Below are 25,634 nucleotides of genomic sequence, written 5' to 3'. Positions count from 1 at the left end.
CATACACACTTTCTAATGGCCTTTCCTGCCATTCTTTTACTATTGGCAGGATCTTATCAGTAATCCGGCTGACAGTATTCGTATTAATATTATTGTCATCTATTGTGACGAATAATTTATATTTTAATTCTTCGGTATTACAATGCTTGATTTTGTCGTTTTTTATTTATTGTTTAGGAACTTTTGTAGGAGAACAGTTTTCGGATAAAGATCTAAAAATTGTTTCTATGTCATATGTAATATCTGCAACAATAGTAGCCTTTTCGATATATGTAGAATATTTTTCCGTTGGATTTGATATTACGTCACGTCAATATGCGTACGCATCAAAAAATTCAATATCGCAAATTATATTTACAGCTATTGTTATACTTATGTTTATCCATTTTGATAAATTTAGAATTTTCAATTTGCTAAAAATAGTAGTCATACTTTTTGAGGTGATTTTGCTGATGTTTTTAAAATCAAGGGCTACGATTGTTGGATTTGCAATATGTTTACTTTACATTATTTTAGGAAAGCAATTCAATCGTAAGATAAAATATTTATTAACGGTAGTTGTGGTAATTGGCACATTAGCTTTACTTATGAATGAAAATTTATTTGATATGTTCGTGGGTAATATATTGTTTGCAGGAAGAAACGCTTCTAGTTTAGATTCGCTAACATCTGGAAGAGTTTCTATTGTATCAGAATTTCCAACTTTAATAGAAGGACATTGGTTGACTGGAATAGGTTCTTTGTATTTTGAATGTTTCCCTTTATCATGTATATTACAATTTGGCATTATTACAGGAAGCATTATAATTGGAATAGCATATTTACCAGTTATAAAAAGTTTAAAACTTGACAGAACAAATGTTTATTCCTCGATACTTGTCATTGTATGTATAGGTTATGGAATAAATAGCATATTTGAGGGATTAGCTCCTATAGGACCAGGTGTTAAATGTTATTATATGTGGTTAATGTATGGCATATTGTTTGCGCGTGGTATAGAAAAATATGCTTAATAAGTAAAAGGAAGTTCAAATGAGTAAACTTAAAAAAAATTTAGGATATCAGACAATATATCAAATATTAAATACATGTATCCCGTTAATTACATCACCGTATTTAGCGAGAGTATTAGGAGCTGAAAAGCAAGGGGTTTTTTCATATACACAATCTATCGTTAATTATTTTACATTATTTGCAATGCTTGGTGTAGTGAATTATGGAACGAGAACTATTGCAGATTGTGGGAAAGATAGGGGAAAAAGAAGTAAGACGTTTTGGAATATATATATGCTTCAATTATGCTGTACAGTAATTTCAATAAGCGTGTATGCGTTTTATTTAACCCAGATATGTTCTCAAAATATATACATAGCTTTTTTACAAATTTTTTACTTATTAGGATCATTGGTCGATATCAACTGGCTATTTTTTGGAGTAGAGAAATTTAAGATAACTGTGTCAAGAAATATGGTTATTCGAATTTGCTCTGTAATATTGATTTTAATGTTGGTTAGAAAGCCGAGTGATCTTTGGATATACACAGTAATTATGTCTGGTAGTACGTTTCTTAGTAATGCAATACTTTGGTTTTTTGCATCAAAAGAGATAGAATTAAAAGCTATTAAAAAGATTTCATGGTTTGAAGTTGCTAGCCACATAAAACCTAATTTAGTTTTGTTTGTTCCATTGATGGCAATGTCAGTTTATCACATTATGGATAAAACGATGTTGGGCTTATTAAGTACTTATAAACAAGTAGGCTATTACTATAACGCTGATAAAATTATTAACATTCCAATAGGCATATTAACGGGTGTTGGGACTGTTATGTTACCGAGGATGACTTCTTTAAATAAAGAAGGAAAATTAGAGGAAGCAAGAAAACTTTTTTTACTTTCTATTGAATTAATCATTGTAGTTGCTGTAGCAATGGCATGTGGAATTTCTGCAATTTCAAAAGAGTTTACACCGTTCTTTTTTGGGAAGGGTTATGATGAATGTATCAGATTAATTATTGCGCTATCCCCGGTTCTCGTAATAAAAGGTCTTTCAGAAATTGCTCGAATGCAATATTTAATACCAAATCATAAAGAAAAAATATTTATAGAGTCTGTATTTTGCGGTGCAGGTGTCAATTTTGTGGTGAATTGGTTTTTAATATCAAGGTTAGGAGCATTAGGAGCAGTTATTGGTACATTAGTGGCAGAATTGGTGAGTTGTGTTTGGCAATATATAAAAATGAATAAATATATTTCATGTTTAACTACAATTTTTAAGTCTGAGTTGTGAAGCTGATGAGGGAAGAGGGCCTGTTGACTTTAAAATTAGCCGAGGACAAGATATAACGGTTATAGAAGTAAAATTGTCTTCTAATGGTCAGTATATGCATGGATATGACACACAGGTGGAGGAATATGCAAAAGCTGAGCAGACGGACAATATGGTTTATGTATTGGTTGATGTTGGAAATCCAGGAAAGGTAAAAAAAGTTCTTGATCGTTATAATCGAGATATAGATGAAGGTAAAAAAGTTCCAGAAGTAATCATGATAGATTCGACAAGTAAGGAATCTGCAAGCATTACATAATAGGAATTAAAATATGTATGATAAATATTCAAAGAAAGAGAGTGTGAATAATAATGGGAACATATGATACTGTAAAATGGAAAGAAAATGGAAAGTTAAAATTGTTAATTATTGTAGGAACCAGACCAGAGATTATCCGTTTGGCTGCTGTAATTAATAAAACACGTAAGTATTTCGATGTGATTCTTGCCCATACAGGACAGAATTATGATTATAACTTAAATGGTGTATTTTTTAAGGACTTAAAGCTGGAGAATCCGGAAGTATATTTGAACGCTGTTGGAGCAGATCTTGGAGAAACTTGTGGAAATATTATTGCACAGAGTTATAAGCTGATGGCAGAGATTAAACCAGATGCAGTGCTGGTTCTTGGAGATACTAATAGCTGTTTGTCAGTGATTGGTGCGAAGAGATTGCATATCCCGATTTTCCATATGGAGGCAGGTAATCGTTGCAAGGATGAATGTCTTCCGGAAGAAACAAACAGACGTATTGTGGATATTATTTCCGATGTGAATATGGCATATTCTGAACATGCTCGTAGATATTTGGCAGATTGTGGTTTACCAAAAGAGCGTACTTATGTAACTGGTTCGCCTATGGCAGAGGTATTGCATAATAATCTGTCAGAGATTGAAGCATCAGACATTCATAGCAGACTTGGCTTGGAAAAAGGAAAATATATTTTGCTGTCAGCACATCGAGAGGAAAATATTGATACAGAAAAGAATTTCTTATCTTTATTTAATGCAATCAACAAGATGGCTGAGAAGTATGATATGCCAATTTTATATTCATGCCATCCAAGAAGCAAAAAGAGAATTGAATCCACTGGATTTAAACTTGATCCGAGAGTAATTCAGCATGAACCACTTGGGTTCCACGATTATAACTGTCTGCAGATGAATGCGTTTGCAGTAGTGTCAGATTCTGGAACATTACCGGAAGAGAGCAGCTTTTTCACATCGGTTGGACATCCATTCCCGGCTGTATGTATCCGTACATCAACAGAACGTCCGGAAGCATTGGATAAAGCGTGTTTTATTCTTTCAGGGATTGATGAAAAAGGATTGTTACAGTCTGTAGATACTGCAGTTGAAATGAACCGAGCAGGAGATTATGGTATCCCAGTTCCAGATTATATTGAAGAAAATGTTAGTTCAAAAGTTGTAAAGATTATTCAGAGCTATACAGGTGTTGTTAATAAAATGGTTTGGAGAAAAGAAGTGTAAATGGAGTGTTGCACAGATTCTATAACAAATGGAATAAGGATGTGAGTTGTATGAATATTTTAGTAACAGGTGCGAAAGGCATGGTAGGCACTGCCTTAGTAAATAATTTAAAAAATATCCGGGATAACAAAAATAGGACAAGACCGAATATCTCAGTAGAAGATATCTATGAGTATGATCTTGATTCAACGCCAGAAGAATTAGATCAGTATTGTCAGAAGGCTGATTTTGTATTTAATCTGGCGGGAGTAAATCGCCCTGAAAATCCAGAAGATTTTATGAAGGGAAATTTTGGATTTGCTTCTGATTTAATGAATACATTAAAGAAATACAATAATAAAGCAACAATTATGCTTTCTTCATCAATACAGGCTACGCTTGCAGGACGTTTTGGAAACTCAGAGTATGGACGTTCAAAAAAAGCAGGCGAAGAATTGTTTTTTGATTATGCAAATGAAACAGGAGCTAAGGTTGCCGTATACCGTTTCCCTAATTTGATGGGACATTCAAGACCAAAGTATAATTCCGCAGTATCAACTTTCTGCTGGGCAGTAGCAAATGATGAAGAATTTATGGTAAATGACAGTAGTACAGAATTGGAATTACTGTACATTGATGATTTAGTAGAAGGCATGTTTGATCTGATGGAGGGCAAGGAGAAGCACTGTGAATTTGATGGTGTGGAAACGGTTATAAAAGAAGATGGAAAATATTGCTGTGTTCCAGTGACACATAAAGTTACATTGGGAGAAATCGTGGACTTATTGCAGCAATTTAAAGAACAGCCAACGACACTTATGATGCCAAAAATGCCAGAAGGTTCTTTCGCAAAGAAATTATATAGTTTATATTTGACATATTTGCCAACAGAAAAATTCAAATATGCTTTAAAAATGAATGTGGATGACCGTGGAAGTTTTACAGAATTAGTGCATACTCAGGATTGTGGTCAGGTGTCAATTAATATTAGCAGGCCGGGAATTACAAAAGGGCAGCATTGGCATAACTCCAAATGGGAACTTTTCATCGTTGTGGCAGGTCATGGATTGATTCAGGAACGCAATATTAATACAGGAGAAAAGGTGGAATTTGAAGTAAGTGGAGATAAAATTGAGGCTATACATATGATTCCAGGCTGGACACATAATATTATCAACTTGAGTGAAACAGAAAATCTTGTGACTGTTATGACATGTAATGAGATTTTTAACCCAGAAAGACCGGATACATTTTTTGAAATAGTTTAGGAAATATAAAGTATGATTTCAATGGAGGGGTTATGAGTAGATTGAAAAAATATGAGCAATACGAAGGCATTTTAAAAGAGGTTTATCATTTATCCAAAATAAGAAAATCTGAAGAAAAAGTAGATGTGATAGACAGAATAAAATCTGGTCAGCCATATAGTGATAAAGTATATGACTTCCTGATGCAAACAGATTTGGATACTGTGAAATTTGTTCAGACAGTTATGTATTTAGGGCGGGATTATAAAATTCCAGAAGAGAATGAATATGAAATTGAAAGACGAATGGAATTAGCGGCAGAAGGAATTAAAGTAGTACCTAAAAAACTGGAATCAGTAGCTGAGCCAGATATGTTGATTGACGAATATATGGCTGATCTGACAAAAGCGAAGGGATGGAAAAGCCAAGATATTGAAGCCTATCAAGTCAGTAGCAAGAGTACTTTGGATAAATATATGGAAAGAGCTTTTAAAATATTAGGTATTTAATTTCAGGGAATTTAAGGAGAGAAACGATATAATGAAGATTGCAGTTGCGGGAACCGGATATGTAGGGCTTTCTATTGCTACATTGTTATCTCAAAATCACGAGGTAATGGCAGTTGATATTGTCCCGGAAAAGGTAGAGAAAATCAATAAAAGGATCAGTCCAATTCAGGATGAGTATATTGAAAAATACTTAAAAGAAAAAGAGTTAAATCTGACAGCTACGTTAGATGCGGAGGCTGCATATAAGGATGCGGATTTTGTAGTTATTGCTGCACCGACAAACTATGACAGCAAGAAAAATTTCTTTGATACATCAGCGGTAGAAGCTGTAATCAAGCTGGTTATTGAATATAACCCAGATGCAATTATGGTAATTAAATCTACAATTCCGGTAGGGTATACCGCAAGTATTAGAGAAAAATTCCACTGTGATAATATTATCTTCAGTCCGGAATTTTTACGAGAGTCAAAAGCATTATATGATAATCTGTACCCATCCAGAATTATTGTGGGAACAGATGTTGAAAATGCTAGACTTGTAAAAGCTGCGAACACGTTTGCTGGATTGTTACAGGAGGGTGCGATTAAAGAAAATATTGATACTTTGATAATGGGATTTACAGAAGCAGAAGCGGTAAAACTATTTGCCAATACATACTTGGCTCTCAGAGTTTCATATTTTAATGAGCTTGATACTTATGCAGAAATGAAGGGACTGAACACGCAGCAGATTATTAATGGGGTGTGCCTTGATCCGAGAATTGGTTCTCATTATAACAATCCGTCATTTGGTTATGGTGGATATTGCTTACCGAAAGACACAAAGCAGCTTCTGGCAAATTATGCAGATGTTCCTCAGAATATGATGTCTGCAATCGTTGAGTCTAATAGAACAAGGAAAGATTTCATAGCAGATCGTGTTTTACAGAAAGCAGGATATTACGCTTATGGAGATGAGAATACATATGATGCTTCTATGGAAAAAGAGGTTGTGATTGGTGTATATCGTCTTACTATGAAATCAAATTCAGATAATTTCCGCCAGTCTTCTATACAGGGAGTTATGAAGAGAATCAAAGCTAAAGGGGCAGCTGTGATTATTTATGAGCCAACATTGGAAGATGGAAGTACTTTCTTTGGAAGCAAGGTTGTGAATGATCTGGACAAATTTAAAGAACAGAGCCAGGCAATTATTGCTAATAGATATGATAGTTGCTTGGATGATGTGAAAGACAAAGTATATACAAGAGATTTGTATGGCAGAGATTAAATAATATGTAAGAAGATATTTCAGGGAATGGGAGAAAATATGGGAGAACTTTATAAATCATCATTTTACAATAGGTTTTATGAAGTGGGCGGTCGATATTGGATTTTTAATACGTTAAATCAAGGGTTATTAGAGGTGCCAGAGCAGAGTTTCCGATTGCTGCAAAACAATAAGTTCGATATCGAAAAATGTGACCAAGATATGGTGGAAGATATTAATGAATTGATAGAAAATGAATTTGTTGTTTTTGAAAATTATAATGAATTGAAAACTATTAAAAATCTGTTCCATAATGATAAATACAAACGAGATTATATGTCTGTTACAATTATTCCCACGTTGGAATGTAATTGCGCTTGTTTTTATTGTTTTGAGAGGCAACATCATATAAAGCAAGAAGATAGTTTTGATTGGAATAAAGTAACAGAAGGAATTCTTCATTATATTGAGGAAAAACTTCCATATGTAAAAACACTTAATATTGCATGGTTTGGTGGCGAACCCTTATTGAAAATCAAGGAGATAGATGATTTAAGTGAAAAGTTAATTGCATTGACAGAAAAATATGGGGTGGATTATACAGCTTCAATGACTACTAATGGCACTCGGTTAAAGTATATTCCAGACGTGTGCAATAGATTAAAGAAAAATAAAATTTCTAATATTCAGATTACATTAGATGGAGATAGAGAACATCATGACCAAACAAGAAAATATGCAAGTGATGGTCAAGGTACATTTGAAGATGTTGTAAAAGCCATAAAAATATTATATTTAGAGAAATTTAATGTAAGTGTTAGAATTAATCTGAATAAAAAAAATATACATACCATTTCAAATGTTTTTGATGTTTTGGAATATGAAGATTTAAAGAAAGTGAAACTATATTTTGGACAATTATTGGATTATTCGTCTGGAAATACTTCGGAAATCTACATGAATATAGAGGAATTTTCAGATACGATTGTAAAATTATATGAGGTATTGAAGGATAGAGGATTTCCTTATGGTATGGATGATCATTATCCAACAGCAGCAAGAGCTTGTATGGCCTGTCGTCCAGACTCAGCAGTGATTGATTGCAACGGAAATATTTTTAAGTGTAGAACACAAACTGGAGAACTGGATAAAAAGATAGGAAATGTGTTAAATCTAGAGAATCAAACTAGAAAAGAAGCAATACAGGAAATAAATTGGGCAGAGTGGTCACCATTTGAATATTCAAAATGTACAGAATGTCAATTTTTACCATTGTGTATGTGTGGTTGCCCATATACGTTATACGATAATAATTCTACTGAGCCTATTTGCGTAGAGTGGAAATATATTACAGATTATTTTGTTGTCGAGAAAATAAAGGAGGCAATAATAAATGAGCAAGATTAAAAAAATTGTTGAACCTAAGAAATTCTTGAAGAATCAGAATATCAAAAAAGAGAATAAAGGCGAGTATCCATATTGCTATTGTCCTGATTGTAGATGTGAGGAATGCAATAACTAATTAACTTTTTTATTAATAGGCGATAGAATTATTATAAACAGGCTTATCAAGGTGTTTCTTTGATAAGCCTAAGTATGGATATATGGAGTGGTTTGATGAATTTATATGAAGGAGTTGCAAAATACTACGATATAGAAGAAAGTGAGTATCAACAAGAGGATATGGATTTCTATATTGAGTATGCACAAAAATGTAAAGGTAATATTTTAGAACTGGGATGTGGAACTGGAAGAGTGAGCCTACGGCTTGCATCTTTGGGATATGATGTTACTGCTTTAGATTTATCAAAAGAAATGATTCAGATAGTAGAAAGAAAGAAAAATGAACAAAACTGTAATTTGGAAGTTATTTGTGGAAATATGTCAGATTTTCATTTAAATAAAAGGTTTTCATTAATATTGACACCAGGGAGATCATTTCAAAGTTTATCTGAGCAGAAGGATATTATAAGTGCGTTGAGTTGTATATACCAACATCTTTTTCAGGGTGGGTTGTTTATTTTAGATTTGTTTCAACCGGAAACATTTTTGAAGTATCAATGTAAAGATGATAAAACTATATTTTCAAAAACGGTTGGAAATGAAAAAATAACAATGAAGTATGCATGTAATCTTATTGACAAAAAAAATAAGATTGTTCATACCACACATACATATGAAATAGAAAAGGATAATAATTTTCATCAAACTCAAAAAGCGTATATGGAACTTAGATATTATGAATATAAGGAAATAGTAACGTTATTAGAAAGTGTGGGTTTTAAGATAAAAGAGAAATATGGCTGGTATGATAAGTGTTCACTCGAAAAAGGACATGAAATTATTATAGTGGCAGAAAAATAATTTGTTTTGTTAATATTGAAAAAGTAATTGTAAAAACGGGGAGATAAAAATAAAATGTGTGGAATAGTTGGTTTTACTGGAACACAGCAGGCAGCACCTATTTTATTAAATGGTCTGTCTAAATTAGAGTACCGAGGGTACGATTCGGCTGGAATCGCTGTGCGAGATGGGGAGCGTCTGGCACAGGTGGTTAAAGCCAAGGGAAGATTAAGCAATCTGATTGAAAAAACAGATGAAGGAAAAGTATTGATAGGAACATGTGGAATCGGACATACACGTTGGGCAACACATGGCGAGCCAAGCCAGATTAATGCACATCCGCATGTATCTGGAAATTGTACAAGATCAGGTTCTGGAGAAGTAGAATCAGAAGTGGTTGGCGTACACAATGGTATTATTGAAAATTATACGGAACTTAAAGAAAAATTATTAAAGCATGGATATACTTTTTACAGTCAGACTGATACAGAGGTAGTAATTAAATTAGTGGACTATTATTATAAGAAGTATAATCTCGGACCGATTGATGCGATTGCCAAAACGATGGTTCGTGTGCGTGGTTCTTATGCCTTGGAACTTATGTTCAAAGATTATCCGGGAGAAATTTGGGTAGCAAGAAAAGACAGTCCAATGATTATTGGAGTGACAGACGGCGAAACCTATGTAGCTTCTGATGTTCCGGCTATTCTGAAATATACCAGAAATGTTTATTATATTGGTAATCTGGAATTTGCTAGATTGACACCCGGAGAAGCTCATTTCTTTAACCTTGATGGGGATGAGATTGAAAAGCAGACAACAGAAATTAAGTGGGATGCTGAGGCAGCCGAAAAAGCAGGATTTGAAGACTGTCACTGGCAGATGGTGATCTTGGTAAAAATAATAAGGATGAGAGCAATAGTATTGAAAACCAGAGATTGATTTTACAGAACTTTGTAGAATCTATGGATGAACTGGATGGGGATGTTACAGAATATGTCGATGATGGGCATACTGGAACGAACTTTAACCGTCCGGCATTTCAGGCAATGGTGGAAGATGCAAAACGTGGGAAGATAGAGGTTATTCTTGTAAAAGATTTATCCAGAATCGGAAGAGATTATATTGGTGTGGGAGATTATCTGGAACAGATATTCCCAATCTTAGGTGTACGTGTGATTGCAGTCAATTCCCAGTATGACAGTAATAATTATATTGGAAATACGATGGGTTTGGAGATGAGCATCAGTAAGGTTTATCAGGCTTCTACTTCTGAGCTGTACGGCAAGGTGGAGGAGGTTCCTCAGCGTGAGACAACGCCGTTTCATCCATATTCCCCATATGCGGTTGCGAAGCAGTATGGTTTCTGGATGGTGAAGGAGTACCGTGATGCTTATGGCATGTTTGCTGTAAATGGAATTTTGTTTAATCATGAATCGGAGCGTCGCGGCGAAAACTTTGTTACCCGTAAGATCACTCTGGCTGCGGGACGTATTGCGGAGGGACTTCAGGATCATCTGGAGCTTGGAAATATGAATTCTCTTCGTGACTGGGGTTATGCAAAGGACTATGTCGAGTGTATGTGGCTGATCATGCAGCAGGACAAGCCGGAGGACTTTGTGATCGCAACGGGTGTTCAGCATACCGTGCGTGATTTTACGGAGAAAGCGTTTGCAGCCAACGGTATCACGATCCGCTGGGAAGGCTCCGGTATCGAGGAAAAAGGTTATGATGTGGCTACCGGAAAAATGCTTGTATGTGTCAATCCGCAGTGGTTCCGTCCGACAGATGTTGACAATCTGTGGGGAGATCCGACCAAGGCAAAGACGGTTCTTGGCTGGAATCCGCAGTCCACGACCTATGAGCAGCTTGTTGAGATCATGGCCAGGCATGACCGGGAACGTGCAAAGCGTGAGAAGGCCATGAAGGCTGTTTTATAAGAAAGAAGGCAGAGGATAATGATGGAAAAAAATGCAAAAATCTATGTTGCAGGTCATCGTGGAATGGTAGGTTCTGCGATTGTACGTGAGCTTAAACGTCAGGGATATACGAATATTGTTACCCGTACACATAAGGAGCTTGATCTGATTCGTCAGGATGCGGTGGAAGCGTTTTTTGCAGAGGAAAAGCCGGATTATGTTTTTCTTGCTGCTGCAAAGGTCGGAGGTATTATTGCAAATCAGGAAGCACTGGCAGATTTTATGTACGATAACATGACGCTGGAGATGAATGTTATCCATTCTGCATGGAAAAACGGATGTAAAAAGCTGGAGTTCCTTGGTTCTTCCTGTATCTATCCGCGCATGGCGCCTCAGCCGATGAAGGAGGACTGCCTTTTGACAAGTGAACTGGAAAAGACCAATGAGGCCTATGCACTTGCCAAGATTTCCGGGCTTAAGTACTGTGAGTTTCTGAATCGTCAATATGGTACGGATTATATTTCTGTCATGCCGACCAACCTGTACGGACCGAATGACAACTATCATCCGACGCACAGTCATGTCGTGCCTGCTTTGATCCGCCGTTTCCATGAAGCGAAGGTGAATGGTTTAGAAAGTGTTGTCTGCTGGGGAGATGGTTCTCCGCTGCGTGAGTTTTTGTATGTGGATGATCTTGCAAACCTGTGTGTGTTCCTGATGAATCATTATTCCGGTAATGAGACTGTCAATGCCGGTACGGGTAAGGAACTGACCATCCGGGAGCTGACGGAGCTGGTGGCAAAAGTGGTCGGATATACTGGCAAGATCGAATGGGATACTTCCAGACCGAATGGTACACCGCGGAAGCTTCTGGATGTTTCCAAGGCAGCGAAGCTTGGCTGGACTTACAAGACGGAGTTAGAAGACGGACTGCGCCTGTCTTATGAGGACTTTCTGCATAATCCGATGCGCGCAGAACGATAACAGGCTGCTGTGATCGATAATGTATTTTGGCCGCATTTGTAGAGATATGGATGCGGCTTTTTATTTTTATACATCGTGTGGTTATATTTTATGGAGGAGTTTTGTTATGAATATAGTTTTATTATCGGGTGGTTCCGGCCAGCGTCTGTGGCCGCTTTCCAATGATATCCGTTCCAAGCAGTTTATCAAGATTTTTCATAAGGAGGATGGTTCCCTGGAATCTATGGTGCAGCGTGTATATCGGCAGATTAAGACGATTGACATGGATGCTACGGTTACGATTGCAACTTCAAAGTCGCAGGTATCTGCAATCCATAACCAGCTCGGGGAGAACGTGGGAATCAGTGTGGAGCCGTGCCGCCGTGACACCTTTCCGGCGATTGCACTTGCAGCAGCTTATCTGAAGGATGTGCAGGGAGTCGGGGAGGAGGAATCTGTGGTTGTCTGCCCGGTGGATCCTTATGTGGAGGATGACTATTTTGAAGCATTGAAGGCATTGGGCGAGAGAGCACAGAAAAGCGATTCGAATCTTGTCCTGATGGGGATTGAGCCTACCTATCCGAGTGAAAAATATGGCTACATCATTCCGCTTGGCAAGGAAGCAATAAGCAGGGTTTCTATGTTTAAGGAGAAACCGACACAGGAAGTGGCAAAGGAATATATCGAAAAGGGTGCGCTGTGGAATGGTGGTGTGTTTGCCTTCAGACTGGGCTATGTTCTGGAGCGGGCACATGAGCTGATCGATTTTCTGGATTATGATGATCTGTTCTGTAAATATGAGACTCTGAAAAAGATCAGTTTTGACTATGCGGTTGTCGAGCATGAGCCGGAGATTGAAGTTATGCGTTTTGCAGGTATATGGAAGGATCTGGGTACGTGGAATACGCTGACGGAGGCCATGGACAGCCGTGCAGTGGGTGAGGCTCTGTTCAATGAGAATTGTGAAAATGTCCACGTTGTCAATGAACTGGATATTCCGATCCTCTGCATGGGGCTGAATGATGTGGTCATTTCCGCGTCACCGGAGGGAATTCTTGTATCGGATAAGGAACAGAGCTCCTACATTAAACCGTTTGTGAGTACTCTGGATCATCGTGTGATGTTTGCTGAGAAGTCGTGGGGCAGTTTTAAGATTATTGATATTGACAGTGAATCCATAACCATCAAAGTGACGTTGAATCCGGGTCATAAGATGAATTATCATAGTCATAAGAATCGAGATGAGGTCTGGGTCGTTATTTCGGGTAAGGGAAAAACGGTCGTAGATGGTATGGAGCAGAGTGTCAGGGTAGGAGATGTGATCACGATGGCTGCCGGATGCCGCCATACGGTGATCGCTGAAACGGAACTGAAGTTGATCGAGGTGCAGCTTGGGGAAGACATCAATGTTCATGATAAGCAGAAATTTGAACTTGAGTATTGAGAAATGGAAGGAAGCTTTTGATGAATGACGGAAATATGCCTCTTTTGCTCAGACCGTCCGGAAAGGACTATCTTTGGGGCGGAAGCAGACTGAATGATGAATTTGAAAAGGGAATCAATCTGTCACCCGTGGCAGAGACCTGGGAATGTTCTACGCACCCGGACGGTCCGAGTTATGTGGTCGGTGGTGAGTTTGCTGGTATGAAGCTGGCAGAGGTGCTGCGAAATCACCCGGAGTATCTGGGAGAGCGTCACAGAGGAATGACGGAGCTTCCGATTTTGATCAAATTTATTGATGCAAAAAAGGATCTCTCCGTTCAGGTGCATCCTACGGATGAATATGCATGGGAGCACGAGAAGGGACAGCTGGGAAAGACGGAAATGTGGTATGTGCTGGATGCCGGCAGAGATGCAAAGCTGGTGTATGGTCTGAAGCGTGACAGCTCCGAAGCGGAGGTGCGAAAAGCTATTGCAAATGGGACACTTATGAATTATCTGCAGCAGGTTCCGGTCAGAAAGGATGATCTGTTTTTTATTGAGGCGGGTACGATCCATGCAATTGGAGCTGGTACGCTGGTGGCAGAGATACAGGAGAATTCAAATCTGACTTATCGGCTGTATGATTATGACCGCACGGGAAAAGACGGCAAAAAGAGGGAACTTCACATTGACAAGGCTCTGAAGGTAGCGAATCTGAAAAGCAGTACGGAACCCCGGCAGCCGCTTCGTGTGCTGAGATATCGTCAGGGAGTTGCCTTGGAACTGTTGACGCGCTGTAAATACTTTGAAGTATATCGGATGCTGATAAATACTGAACGCCGCCAGAAGGTGCATTATCGTGCAGATGAGATTGCCTTCCGTGTGCTTTTGTGCGTGAATGGATGCGGTACGATCTCCTGTGAGGATGGAAGCATGGAGTTTTATAAGGGGGACTGTATTTTTGTCCCGGCGGATTCTGAAGTGCTTACCATCAGTGGACAGGCGCAGTTTCTTGATGTGAGAGGATAAGAATGAGGAGATGGAAATGGATTACAGGAAAGAATATGAGCGTTGGATGAAACAGGCAGCGATGGATGAAGATATCGTTGAAGAATTGAGATCAATGGATGATGCAAAGATGGAAGATGCTTTTTATCGGGATCTTGCTTTTGGTACCGGCGGCCTGCGTGGTGTGATCGGTGCCGGAACAAACCGTATAAATATTTATACCATAGCAAAGGCTTCGCAGGGGCTGGCTGATTATCTGAAGAAAAATTTTGAGGAACCGTCTGTGGCAATCGGTTATGACAGCCGGATCAAGAGTGATGTGTTTGCCAGAACTGCTGCCGGAGTGTTTGCAGCGAACGGTGTCAGAGTCAGTATCTGGCCGGTTCTTATGCCGGTTCCGACCGTCTCTTTTGCAGCAAGATATCTGCATACCTCTGCGGGTGTGATGATCACGGCATCGCATAATCCATCCAAATATAATGGTTATAAGGTTTATGGACCGGATGGCTGCCAGATCACAGTGGAGGCAGCGGATAACATCCTGAAAGAGATTGAGAAGCTGGATATTTTTGCGGATGTCAGAAACAGTGATTTTGAGACAGGAATTGCAAATGGCAGCATTCAGTATATTCAGGATGAGGTATTTACCGCGTTTATAGAGCAGGTGAAAAGCCAGTCTGTTTTATTTGGTGAGGAAGTTGATAAGAATATTGCGATCGTATACAGTCCATTGAATGGAAGTGGCTTAAAACCTGTTACCCGTACCCTGAAAGAGATGGGATATACGAATATTACGGTGGTGAGAGAGCAGGAGCAGCCCGACGGAAGATTTCCGACCTGTCCGTATCCGAATCCGGAAATTAAGGAAGCAATGGCACTGGGGATAGAATATGCCAAAAGATGCAATGCAGATCTGATGCTGGCTACAGACCCGGACTGTGACCGTGTGGGGATTGCGGTTAAGAATCATGCGGGAGAGTATGAATTGCTGACGGGGAATCAGACGGGGATGTTATTGTTGGATTATATTTGCAGCCAGCGTCAGAAGCACCATAAAATGCCCGCAGATCCGGTTATGGTCAAAACCATTGTAACGATGGACATGGCACAGCAGATCGCAGAGCATTATGGATTGCGTACGATCAATGTTCTGACGGGCTTTAAGTTTATCGGTGAGCAGATCGGCAAACTGGAAGAGCAGAAGAAAGCCGACAGTTATGTCTTTGGCTTTGAGGAAAGCTATGGTTATCTGACCGGCTCCTATGTCCGCGACAAAGATGGCGTGAACGGTGCCTGCATGATCTGTGAGATGTTCAGCTATTATGCTACGAAAGGCATTGGTCTTCTGGATAAACTGGATGAATTGTACCGGATGTATGGATACTGTCTGAATACCCTGCACAGTTATGAATTTGATGGCAGTGCCGGATTTGTCAAAATGCAGAAGATCATGAAGGCGTTTCGTGGTGATGTTGAGAAATTTGGTAATAAGAAGGTGCTTAAACTTCTGGATTATGCAGCAGGTCTTGATGGCCTTCCGAAATCCGATGTATTGAAGTTTCTGCTGGAAGATAACTGCTCCATTGTAATCCGTCCGTCTGGTACAGAGCCGAAACTTAAGATGTATATTTCTGTCAGCGCAGAAGATAAAGAGACCGCTGAAAAAACAGAAGAGGAAATCTGCAGGAGTGCAGAAGAGTGTCTGAATGTACCAAAAATGGATATAAGAAACCCCCGTTGAGAAATCAACGGGGGGCTTGGTTGTTTTGTTAAACGGCAGAACTTACCTGCTCTGGTTTTAATGTGGAGAGTTTGCTTCCAACTGCTGCTGCAATGAAAATCCAGATAAACATTTTGACTGGGAAGCAGAGGAAGAGAAGCATGGTTACTGCCAGCGGTTTTTTCATAATTCCGCCGAGAAGTGATGCGGTAACGATTGCAGCTCCAAATACCACATGTCCCCCGTCCGGCCCGCAGGTCAGCATTGCCATGCCGTATCCCATACATACTCCGGCAAAGATGACAGGGAAAAAATGTCCTCCCTTTAAACCGAACTGAATACACAGATTTGTCAGCAGGAGCTTGAGAAACGCAATGCCAATAAGTGCCAGTGGCAGATAAGAGGTATAGGTTTTCATAAGCGTTCCCATCTGTTCTTCTCCGGAAAACATAAGTGCAGGTAAGAAGGAACCCGTGACTCCAAGGCATATACCTGCAAAAATCTCTTTGACAACTGCCGGGAATCTGCTGGAAATACTTCTGGTCAGTTTGTGTGTTGCCTGATAGAAGCAGGCCAGGATAAGACCACACAAAATATACAGAATCATAAGCAGATAGTCTTTTCTCTGGATTTCCACCATATCAAAGGATGGAAATCCGGAGAGCCCTGCACCAAAAAGTGCAGATAAACCTGCATAAATACCAGTGCCTGCAGCCAGCGCGATTCCGTAAAGAAATAATTTGGAACCCTTTGTTAAGGCGGCAAGATCTTCCTCAGAGTTTTCTTCTACTTCGAAAATGCCGAACAGAGGTGCATGAAACAGCACACTCATGGAGACTGCGGCACCGATCTGTGAATAATTTCTGGTATTCTGTCTGGCATATTTCAGGTTGTCTCCGGCCCAGTAGCATAAACCTACGATGATTCCGGTAAGTCCGGCTTCGGGACCTACACTGCTTCCCATGAGTAATGGCAGCAATGCTGCAACCATCATTACAAGCATGTTTTTGTATTCGTATCTTTTTTCTGTTCTGACTTTTTCCATAACGGTTTCCAGATCTTCGGGATAGTCTCCGAATATTTTTCGGAAAATACCGATAATTGCCGCACAGGCTGCACAGATAAGAATCGTATAATAGGGAACAGAGGTTTTTCCGGGAAGCCATTTCCATAGAAATTCAGTTCCGACTGCCATTATTTTCAGCAGGATCCATACCAGTGCACCGGCAACAGCACCAATGAGTGCACAGAACAGCCACAATTCAAGCTGATTTTTTAAAGATACGTTTTTGGGGTTTTTTGCGTTATTCATACAGTTATACCCTTTTTGTCAGCTTTCTGCCTTTCCAAAATTGATTCCAAGTACGATCATATTGATACCCTGCATGAAAACAGAAAAAGCGATCATATATCCTGCAGAGATCATGGTAAGCACAGGATGGGTAAATGAAATGATGCTGACAATCACGGATAAAACACCGCACACAATGCTCAGGATACCTTTTCCTTTAGAAGTTTTATATACCTTTGTGCCGCTGACAATCTGGAAAATACCATAAACCAGAATACTTGCACCAACCAGATAAGCAGCCATTACATCTGTGATGAAACGCTGGATGCCGCTGAATAATAAGATAATACCTGCAAGTCCTTCCAGAACACCGAGAATACATCCCCCGATCTCTTTCTTTTCTTTGGATAAAGAAAGGATTACAAGTTCAATACCATTTACAAACAGAAGGATTCCCAGGATCCAGCCGATCGTGAGAAAAGTCCTCATTGGCCTTACAAGAGTGTAAATTCCTAACAACAGTGTTAAAACTCCGGTGATCAAAGTGATGTATTTCATTGCTTTATTATCTTTCATACTGTTAAGCTCCTTTCATATTGCAAGTGAAACCGTTTTATACTATACTTCAATTAATTTCAGACAACAGATTATTTCATTGGAGGACAGGGGCATGAAAAGAATTAAAGTATTAGGCAGTGTTTTAAAACGGACTCGCGCAGATAAAATTATCATTGGTTTTATTGTGTTTATTTTTGCTGTCGCAGCAGTGATCCAGCTGGTTGAACCGGACATTAACCGATACGGAGATGCGCTGTGGTATTGCTATGCGGTGATCTCCACTGCCGGATTTGGTGATGTGGTTGCGGTTACTTTTATTGGAAAAATGTGTTCCGTTCTTCTGACGATCTATTCGATTTTTGTAGTTGCCATTGCCACCGGGGTAGTGGTTAATTTCTACACCCAGATGGTGGAATTGCAGCGAAAAGAGACACTTGCCATGTTTATGGATCAGCTGGAAAGACTTCCTGAGCTTTCCAGAGAAGAACTGGAGAATATTTCCAGAAAAGTGCGCCAGTTTCGGTAGCTGTGGATCTTACTGATTCTTGGAAGAATGATCTTCTTCCTGTTTGCTGCGTACCTGTGGAATCAGAGAAGCTGCCAGCTTTCCTCTTCCGCGGTTTCGCAGATACAGAATACCGATGATAGAAAATACGACTGCACCGATAAAGTTTACGATCAGATCTTTCATGGTGTCAACAATACCGATATCAAGATAGCCGCCCAGATTCCAGGTCTCGCCGTTAACGACCAGAGACTGAACATCTACATGGATCGGAACATTTGCACCGGTAGGATTCAGCTTCACAGAGTTGATGGCCGGTACGATCCAGTCTTTCTGCATATCCATTCCAAAGAACCAGTCCATACTGAATTCAAAGAATTCCCACATAACACCAACAGTCATTGAAAAACAGAATGCAAAAAAAGCTACAAAATACGGTGACATTTTAATGGAAAACCTGTCACTGCGGTTAAAAAGATCAATCAGTGCAAATCCGATGGCAGCCATCAGAAAGCCGTTAGTAGTATGTAAAATGGTATCCCAGATGGGGATTTTTACATAAAAGGCATTGATCTCGCCAAGAATCTCTGCTGAAAAGATAAAAATCAGAATGACTGTCTCCAGTCCCGGTGGTATTGTGACACTCAGTTTCCTGTCCAGAAACTGTGGAACCATAAAAAGGATCAATGTTAAGATTCCCAGAAACATATTGTGGTAATTTCCCAGAAAAAACTGACGTACAACGGATAAGATCACCAGGGCGGTAAGCACCATCTGGATCTTTGTTCTGTTCTTTTTCAAACCTGAATCAGTTCTCATTTTCTTTCCCTCCTTTCTTTGTATCGTTATCCTCGCTGTTTTTATTTTAACATAAATACATTTAAACAGCAATGACTTTGTGAATTTAAAACGAGTAAACGCATGTAAATCTTAAATGCTTTTTTAATATATTAATTTAAACTCAAAAAACAAATAACAATTAAGAGTTTAAAATGAAATTATGAAAAGTTTTATTGTATTTTGACGAAAGTTATAGTAACATAAAAGTCAGAAAATTATTAATGAACAGAAAGCAGGTACTTTTACATGAGATATAATGTACTTCATTTTTTTGAACGTAAGAATATTGATATAGCTAATATTCTTTATCTTACACGTCAAAATCCACATACAAAAATTACATTTTTTGATGGAAAAGAGATCCTGACTGCAATTCCGGTGAAAGAGATTGCAATTTATCTTCCGGATGAAGAATTTGTGAATATTACAAAAGGTATTCTTCTTCGAAAATCACAGATTGTAAATATTTCAGATGACGGATTATATACTATGACAGATGGAAGTGTATTTCAGGGACGAAAAAGGAATATCAGTCAACATAAACAGCTTAGACAGGCGCTAGGATTGTCCAAAGAACAGGATGCAAAAGCAGAGAAAATGAGCCCCCTTGAATTGTTGGAAAAATGTAGTATTCTCAATGACATGCCGCTTGCTTTTTGTGTTATTGAACTTGTATTTGATGCGAACGGCAGGGGCGTAGATTTTGTATTTCGTTATTGTAATGAGGAGATGGCTGTTGTAGAGGGAATTCCGGTTTCAGAAATGCTGAATAATTCGTTTTATGAGGTGTTTAAAAATGGAGATAAAAAATGGCTGGTTATTTATGCCGACGTAGCTTTAAACGGAACAAAGGTCATTTTACATGATTACAGTCCGGAAATCGGGAAAGATCTGTCTATTTATTGCTTTCAGCCGCATCCGGGGTATTGTGCATGTATATTGATTCCGAGCTGAATGTAATAGACCCGGGTGAATGGGAGTATCTGAAGGTATCCGGGATGAACCTGAAAACCCCCGTTGAGAAATCAACGGGGGTTTTTATGCCCATTTTCAGGGATACATAGATCTTACTATATTTATCAGTCTCTCTTGAAGATGTCTCGTGTATACACCTTGTCCTTCACATCATCGAGGCAGGAATCATATCTGTTTGCGATGATCGCCTGGCTTTTCTTTTTGAATTTGTTCAGATCATTTACAACCAGGGAACCGAAGAAGGTGTCTCCGTCCTTTAATGTTGGCTCATAAATGATCACAGAAGCACCCTTGGCTTTGATTCGTTTCATAACGCCCTGAATAGATGACTGTCTGAAATTGTCTGAATTAGATTTCATAGTTAAGCGGTACACGCCGATAACACAGGTTTTCTCCTGATCCGGAGCATAATCTCCGCGATTATAATAATCATAATATCCTGCCATATTCAGTACCTGGTCGGCGATAAAATCTTTTCGTGTACGATTGCTTTCTACGATAGCAGAGATCATATTCTGCGGTACATCGTTGAAGTTTGCGAGAAGCTGCTTGGTATCCTTTGGCAGGCAGTATCCGCCGTATCCGAAGCTTGGATTGTTGTAATGTGTTCCGATACGTGGATCCAGGCAGACACCCTCGATGATCTGCTGTGTATTTAATCCTTTTGTCTCTGCGTAGGTGTCGAGTTCGTTGAAATAAGATACACGAAGAGCGAGATATGTGTTTGCAAACAGCTTAACAGCTTCGGCCTCGGTGAATCCCATGAACAGAGTATCTATATTCTCCTTGATCGCCCCCTGCTTAAGAAGGGCGGCAAAGGTATGAGCCTGCTCTGAGGATTCCTCATCACAGGATACAATGATTCTTGACGGGTAAAGATTGTCATAAAGAGCCTTCGATTCACGGAGAAATTCCGGGCTGAAGATGATATTTCTGGTATTGTATTTCTTTCTTACGGAAGCGGTGTATCCCACCGGAATGGTTGATTTGATGATCATGGTTGCAGCCGGATTAACCTTTAATACGAGTTCGATCACCGCCTCTACAGCTGAGCAGTCGAAGAAATTCTTCTTGCTGTCGTAGTTTGTCGGTGCAGCAATCACAACAAAGTCCGCGTTTTTGTATGCTTCCTCACCGTCAAGTGTAGCAGTAAGGTCGAGGTCTTTTTCCGCAAGATACTTCTCAATATAGTCATCCTGGATCGGAGACTTCCTGTTGTTGATAAGATCGACTTTTTCAGGGATGATATCGACAGCTGTCACATGGTTGTGCTGAGAAAGAAGGGTGGCGATAGAAAGTCCTACATAACCGGTGCCGGCAACGGCGATATTGTACCTTCTGTCAAGAACCGGTTTGTTTACAGCAGGCTTATCGTCTTCGAATAAGTCGACTACCTCAAAACCAAGTACTTCAGCGATAGCCTGAAGCTGATCGATTGACGGGGTGTAGTCAAGACTTTCCAGACGGCTGATCATGCCGCGGTTGATATTGGTCATCTCGGCGAGCTGTGCCTGTGTGAGTTTCTGAGCTTTTCTTCTGGTGATAATGGTATCGGCCATTTTTGTAATAGATAATTTCTTCATGATTCCTCTCCAAATCTTAATCTTATAAATTATTATGAAAGTGTCAATTGCATTTGATATGATAAGGTGTAACTATTCAGAAGGTAGTATCCCGCGAGGCGTTTTGGCATATTTTTGCCAAAATCCCGAGACATACAAGGCAAAATGCCATCACCGAAGGTGATTTGGAATGCATTTTGACTCGTAACTGTGAGGGTACTGAACAATTACGATAAGGTGAGCATAGCAGATAGTAATTGAAATGTCAATTATAATAGAATAAATAAAAAATATTTTTTGTAATAGAATAAATAATGTCGTTTAAAATAACATAAAACTGTAGAATGAAAATAAAATATCTCTGCAAAAAAAATATGTGAAAATGCAATAAAAAAGGACAATAATATAAAGACATTGAAATCATCATCGGATTGTGCTATTATAAGCTAGAATTTTTTTACTTTTAATATGCATTGAAGGAATAAGAGGAGATATATTTATGTGTGGAATCGTAGGATTTACAGGTGATCATCAGGCAGCACCGATCTTGCTGGATGGACTTTCCAAGCTTGAATATCGTGGCTATGACTCTGCCGGAATCGCAGTGCGCGATGGGGGGAAGGAGACCAGAGTTATCAAGGCAAAAGGTCGTCTGAAAGGGCTTGCTGAGAAGACAAACAACGGAGAATCTGTTCCAGGCACCTGTGGTATTGGTCATACTCGCTGGGCGACTCATGGAGAGCCTTCGGAGAATAATGCACATCCACATATCAGTGATGACGGAAATGTTGTAGCTGTACACAACGGAATCATTGAGAATTATCAGGAACTGAAGGATAAGCTACTTCGTAAGGGTTATACTTTCTATTCCGAGACAGACACAGAGGTGGCTGTAAAGCTGATCGATTATTATTATAAGAAATATGAAGGAACTCCGGTAGATGCGATCAATCATTCCATGGTTCGTATCCGTGGTTCTTATGCAATGGCAATCATGTTCAAGGATTATCCGGAAGAGATTTATGTGGCAAGAAAAGACAGCCCGATGATCCTGGGTGTTGAGAATGGTGAATCCTATATTGCATCAGATGTTCCGGCAATCCTGAAATATACAAGAAATGTTTATTATATAGGGAATATGGAGATGGCCCGTGTGCATAAGGGCGAGATTACATTCTATAATCTGGACGGTGAAGAGATCGAGAAAGAACTGAAGGTAGTCGACTGGGACGCAGAGGCGGCAGAGAAGGCCGGTTTTGAGCATTTCATGATGAAAGAGATCCATGAGCAGCCGAAGGCAATCCAGGATACTCTGAATTCTGCCCTGAAGGATGACAGAATCGATCTCACAGAGGTTGGACTTACAGAGGAAGAAATCAGGGATATTTCCCAGATTTATATCATTGCCTGTGGATCCGCCTATCATGTAGGTATGGCAGCACAGTATGTGATCGAGGATATGGCAAGGATTCCGGTGCGTGTAGAGCTTGCATCTGAATTCCGTTATCGTAATCCGATTCTGGATCCTCATGCACTGGCGGTTGTGATCAGTCAGTCCGGAGAGACCGCAGACAGTCTTGCCGCACTGCGTCTTTGTAAGAAGCATGGAATCCGTACGCTTGCAATCGTTAATGTAGTTGGTTCTTCTATTGCCCGTGAGGCGGATAATATCTTCTACACACTTGCAGGACCGGAGATTTCCGTTGCTACGACCAAGGCATACAGTACACAGCTGATCGCAGCTTATCTACTTGCAATCCAGTTTGCCAAGACCAGGGAGCAGATCACAGAGGAGCAGTATACAGGATATATTGAAGATCTCAAAACTCTTCCGGAGAAAGTGCAGAGAATTATTGATGATAAAGAAAGAATCCAGTGGTTTGCCTCCAAGCAGGCAAATGCACATGATGTTTTCTTTGTAGGACGTGGAATCGATTATGCGATCAGTATGGAAGGCAGTCTCAAGATGAAGGAGATCAGCTACATCCATTCGGAGGCATATGCGGCAGGTGAGCTGAAGCACGGAACCATTTCTCTGATCGAGGACGGAACGCTGGTGATCGGTGTTCTCACCCAGCCGGCTCTTTACGAAAAAACCGTCAGCAATATGGTAGAGTGTAAGAGCCGCGGTGCCTATCTGATGGGTCTGACCACATTTGGAAATTACAATATTGAAGATACTGCAGACTTCACAGTTTATATTCCAAAGACAGATCCTCACTTTGCTACCTCACTTGCAGTGATCCCGCTTCAGCTTCTGGGATATTATGTAAGTGTTTCTAAGGGCCTCGATGTAGATAAACCGAGAAACCTCGCAAAAAGCGTTACTGTAGAATAATAGTAACTATTCAGAAAAAAATAATGAATGAAATCAGGCAGAGGGACAATCATTGCTATGAATGACTGTACCCTCTGCTTTTTGGTGTTTTATAATATTCTGTAAAAAAGGAGAAGATACCAATGAGAACAAGAGAAAGCAGATGAACCGGTTGAAATTTCATATGGCGGTTTCATGATCCGGAATGCTTTTTCATCCAGTTCTGGATATATTCCATCTGCTCCCGGTCGGATAATTCCTGTGAAGCCGGATCGTTTCCGGCGGCAAGACAGCAGAAGAGTACAAGTATCTGCAGCAGAAAAAAGAGTATCAGAAAAATGATCAACATAAAAAGCCTCCTTCTGGTTTCTATGGCTTTCAGTATTGGCATTTTTTCAAAAATTATGCATCATTGTACTTTTTTGAATACATTAAAATAAGTCCATTTATCAGGAGTATATTCATGAAGCAGTCAGTTTATACCGGAAAAGGCATCGGTGTGGTACTTCTGGATACGGGAATTTATCCTCATATGGATTTTGGTGATCGTATTTATGCTTTTGCAGATTTTATTTCATATAGAACCTTTCCCTATGATGACAACGGACATGGAACGTGTGTTGCGGGGATTCTTGGCGGAAGCGGAGAGGCTTCCATGGGAAAGTATAAGGGAATGGCACCGGGATGTTTTCTGATAAGCCTTAAGGTGCTGGACCGTTTCGGAAATGGAAACAAGGAGGATATTCTGGCGGCGTTTCGGTGGATCGAGAATCACCGGGAGGAATACAAGATCCGGATCGTAAATATTTCGGTCGGAACAACATATAAGACCAGAAGTGACAAGGATGTTCTGGTCCGTGGAGTGGAGGCTCTCTGGGACCAGGGACTGGTGGTGGTTGCGGCGGCGGGAAATCGTGGTCCGGAGCCGGGCAGCATTACCGCGCCGGGATGCAGTAAGAAGGTGATCACGGTGGGCTCTAGTGATATGCTTCTGGGAAAGACGGCAATCTCTGGAAGAGGACCGACGTTTGAGTGTGTCTGCAAACCGGATCTGGTTGCACCGGGGCGGCGGATCATGGCATGTGCACCGGGAGTGGGGAATACCTATGCAATGAAAAGCGGCACTTCGATGTCTACACCGGTGATATCCGGAGCGGCGGCACTTGCCCTGGAAAAGGATCCGATGCTTACAAATGTGGATATCAAGATGATGCTGCGTGACAGCGCGGATGATCTGGGCCTTTCCAGGAATCAGCAGGGATGGGGGAAATTTAACTGTAAAAAGTTCCTTTCGCTGTAATTTTCTGGAAAATTTGTAAGATTTACTATGGTAAAGCCCGAAAGTATTGACGGACAGAGTTTTTTTCGCTACAATGTAACAAATCGCTGTTCAAAGCAACAGGAGCAG

At 39.9% G+C, this 25,634-nt stretch carries 22 protein-coding genes and 2 pseudogenes; 18 read left to right on the top strand and 6 right to left on the bottom strand.

Going from position 1 to position 25,634, the window contains the following annotated elements; all coding sequences use genetic code 11:
- Nucleotides 1-79, bottom strand: a pseudogene (locus GT674_RS17910) (transposase); the annotation flags it as partial.
- Between the two features lie 953 nt (nucleotides 80-1,032).
- On the opposite strand from GT674_RS17910, the gene GT674_RS10645 reads away from it, so the two are divergent.
- The 14 genes and pseudogenes from GT674_RS10645 (at nucleotide 1,033) to GT674_RS10580 (ending at nucleotide 16,199) form a co-directional block, all read left to right on the top strand.
- A complete protein-coding gene (locus GT674_RS10645; protein ID WP_161285668.1) occupies nucleotides 1,033-2,289 on the top strand; it encodes a flippase in 1,257 nt (418 codons plus the stop codon).
- 73 nt (nucleotides 2,290-2,362) lie between these two features.
- Complete coding sequence (locus tag GT674_RS10640) at nucleotides 2,363-2,587, top strand: hypothetical protein (RefSeq protein ID WP_161285667.1); 225 nt, start codon at nucleotides 2,363-2,365, stop codon at nucleotides 2,585-2,587.
- A 53-nt stretch (nucleotides 2,588-2,640) separates the two neighbouring features.
- Nucleotides 2,641-3,819 (top strand): non-hydrolyzing UDP-N-acetylglucosamine 2-epimerase, encoded by a 1,179-nt coding sequence (gene wecB / locus GT674_RS10635; RefSeq protein ID WP_118420057.1) that lies wholly within the window; start codon nucleotides 2,641-2,643, stop codon nucleotides 3,817-3,819.
- A 50-nt stretch (nucleotides 3,820-3,869) separates the two neighbouring features.
- Entirely contained in the window at nucleotides 3,870-5,066 is a 1,197-nt protein-coding gene (locus tag GT674_RS10630) for a polysaccharide biosynthesis C-terminal domain-containing protein (RefSeq protein ID WP_161285666.1), read from the top strand.
- A gap of 32 nt (nucleotides 5,067-5,098) precedes the next feature.
- The gene (locus GT674_RS10625) at nucleotides 5,099-5,554 is read left to right on the top strand and encodes a hypothetical protein (RefSeq protein WP_118420059.1); all 456 of its coding nucleotides are present in this window, start codon (nucleotides 5,099-5,101) and stop codon (nucleotides 5,552-5,554) included.
- 31 nt (nucleotides 5,555-5,585) lie between these two features.
- Nucleotides 5,586-6,824, top strand: a complete 1,239-nt coding sequence (locus tag GT674_RS10620; protein WP_118420060.1) for a nucleotide sugar dehydrogenase — start codon at nucleotides 5,586-5,588, stop codon at nucleotides 6,822-6,824.
- A 27-nt stretch (nucleotides 6,825-6,851) separates the two neighbouring features.
- The gene (locus GT674_RS10615; protein ID WP_118420061.1) at nucleotides 6,852-8,210 is read left to right on the top strand and encodes a radical SAM/SPASM domain-containing protein; all 1,359 of its coding nucleotides are present in this window, start codon (nucleotides 6,852-6,854) and stop codon (nucleotides 8,208-8,210) included.
- 210 nt (nucleotides 8,211-8,420) lie between these two features.
- Nucleotides 8,421-9,167, top strand: coding sequence for a class I SAM-dependent DNA methyltransferase (locus tag GT674_RS10610; RefSeq protein WP_161285665.1), 747 nt, complete (start codon nucleotides 8,421-8,423; stop codon nucleotides 9,165-9,167).
- Between the two features lie 54 nt (nucleotides 9,168-9,221).
- Nucleotides 9,222-10,031: pseudogene (locus GT674_RS10605) on the top strand (glutamine--fructose-6-phosphate transaminase (isomerizing)); the annotation flags it as partial.
- A 53-nt stretch (nucleotides 10,032-10,084) separates the two neighbouring features.
- On the top strand, nucleotides 10,085-11,086 hold the full coding sequence (locus GT674_RS10600) for a GDP-mannose 4,6-dehydratase (RefSeq protein WP_161285664.1): 1,002 nt from the start codon (nucleotides 10,085-10,087) through the stop codon (nucleotides 11,084-11,086).
- Between the two features lie 21 nt (nucleotides 11,087-11,107).
- Nucleotides 11,108-12,049, top strand: a complete 942-nt coding sequence (locus GT674_RS10595; protein WP_334297016.1) for a GDP-L-fucose synthase family protein — start codon at nucleotides 11,108-11,110, stop codon at nucleotides 12,047-12,049.
- A gap of 106 nt (nucleotides 12,050-12,155) precedes the next feature.
- Complete coding sequence (locus GT674_RS10590) at nucleotides 12,156-13,472, top strand: sugar phosphate nucleotidyltransferase (protein WP_161285662.1); 1,317 nt, start codon at nucleotides 12,156-12,158, stop codon at nucleotides 13,470-13,472.
- A 20-nt stretch (nucleotides 13,473-13,492) separates the two neighbouring features.
- Nucleotides 13,493-14,479, top strand: coding sequence for a type I phosphomannose isomerase catalytic subunit (locus tag GT674_RS10585; RefSeq protein ID WP_243149100.1), 987 nt, complete (start codon nucleotides 13,493-13,495; stop codon nucleotides 14,477-14,479).
- A 10-nt stretch (nucleotides 14,480-14,489) separates the two neighbouring features.
- Nucleotides 14,490-16,199, top strand: coding sequence for a phospho-sugar mutase (locus GT674_RS10580; RefSeq protein WP_442859859.1), 1,710 nt, complete (start codon nucleotides 14,490-14,492; stop codon nucleotides 16,197-16,199).
- 28 nt (nucleotides 16,200-16,227) lie between these two features.
- Here GT674_RS10580 and GT674_RS10575 read toward each other — a convergent pair whose 3' ends face one another.
- Nucleotides 16,228-17,490 (bottom strand): chloride channel protein, encoded by a 1,263-nt coding sequence (locus GT674_RS10575; protein ID WP_161285660.1) that lies wholly within the window; start codon nucleotides 17,488-17,490, stop codon nucleotides 16,228-16,230.
- An 18-nt stretch (nucleotides 17,491-17,508) separates the two neighbouring features.
- Entirely contained in the window at nucleotides 17,509-18,045 is a 537-nt protein-coding gene (locus GT674_RS10570) for an HdeD family acid-resistance protein (RefSeq protein WP_161285659.1), read from the bottom strand.
- A gap of 94 nt (nucleotides 18,046-18,139) precedes the next feature.
- On the opposite strand from GT674_RS10570, the gene GT674_RS10565 reads away from it, so the two are divergent.
- Nucleotides 18,140-18,553 (top strand): potassium channel family protein, encoded by a 414-nt coding sequence (locus tag GT674_RS10565; protein WP_161285658.1) that lies wholly within the window; start codon nucleotides 18,140-18,142, stop codon nucleotides 18,551-18,553.
- Between the two features lie 9 nt (nucleotides 18,554-18,562).
- Here the strand turns inward: GT674_RS10565 and GT674_RS10560 are convergent, their stop codons facing one another.
- Nucleotides 18,563-19,351 carry a hypothetical protein gene (locus GT674_RS10560; protein WP_161285657.1) on the bottom strand — a complete coding sequence of 263 codons (789 nt, stop codon included), beginning with the start codon at nucleotides 19,349-19,351 and terminating at the stop codon, nucleotides 18,563-18,565.
- A gap of 267 nt (nucleotides 19,352-19,618) precedes the next feature.
- Between GT674_RS10560 and GT674_RS10555 the strand changes: the two genes are divergently transcribed.
- Nucleotides 19,619-20,326, top strand: a complete 708-nt coding sequence (locus GT674_RS10555) for a hypothetical protein (protein ID WP_161285656.1) — start codon at nucleotides 19,619-19,621, stop codon at nucleotides 20,324-20,326.
- A gap of 125 nt (nucleotides 20,327-20,451) precedes the next feature.
- Here GT674_RS10555 and GT674_RS10550 read toward each other — a convergent pair whose 3' ends face one another.
- Nucleotides 20,452-21,930 carry a nucleotide sugar dehydrogenase gene (locus GT674_RS10550; protein WP_161285655.1) on the bottom strand — a complete coding sequence of 493 codons (1,479 nt, stop codon included), beginning with the start codon at nucleotides 21,928-21,930 and terminating at the stop codon, nucleotides 20,452-20,454.
- Between the two features lie 478 nt (nucleotides 21,931-22,408).
- On the opposite strand from GT674_RS10550, the gene glmS reads away from it, so the two are divergent.
- Nucleotides 22,409-24,247, top strand: coding sequence for a glutamine--fructose-6-phosphate transaminase (isomerizing) (gene glmS, locus GT674_RS10545; protein WP_161285654.1), 1,839 nt, complete (start codon nucleotides 22,409-22,411; stop codon nucleotides 24,245-24,247).
- Nucleotides 24,248-24,419: 172 nt separating this feature from the next.
- Here the strand turns inward: glmS and GT674_RS17125 are convergent, their stop codons facing one another.
- Nucleotides 24,420-24,575 (bottom strand): hypothetical protein, encoded by a 156-nt coding sequence (locus tag GT674_RS17125; protein WP_173901963.1) that lies wholly within the window; start codon nucleotides 24,573-24,575, stop codon nucleotides 24,420-24,422.
- Between the two features lie 114 nt (nucleotides 24,576-24,689).
- On the opposite strand from GT674_RS17125, the gene GT674_RS10540 reads away from it, so the two are divergent.
- Complete coding sequence (locus tag GT674_RS10540) at nucleotides 24,690-25,526, top strand: S8 family peptidase (protein WP_161285653.1); 837 nt, start codon at nucleotides 24,690-24,692, stop codon at nucleotides 25,524-25,526.
- Nucleotides 25,527-25,634 lie beyond the last annotated feature (108 nt).

Source organism: Blautia sp. BIOML-A1 (genome assembly GCF_009883055.1).
In the GTDB taxonomy this organism is placed as follows: Bacteria; Bacillota; Clostridia; order Lachnospirales; family Lachnospiraceae; genus Blautia_A.
Note: the sequence above shows the minus strand (reverse complement) of the source record. Positions and strands in the feature narration are given on the sequence as shown.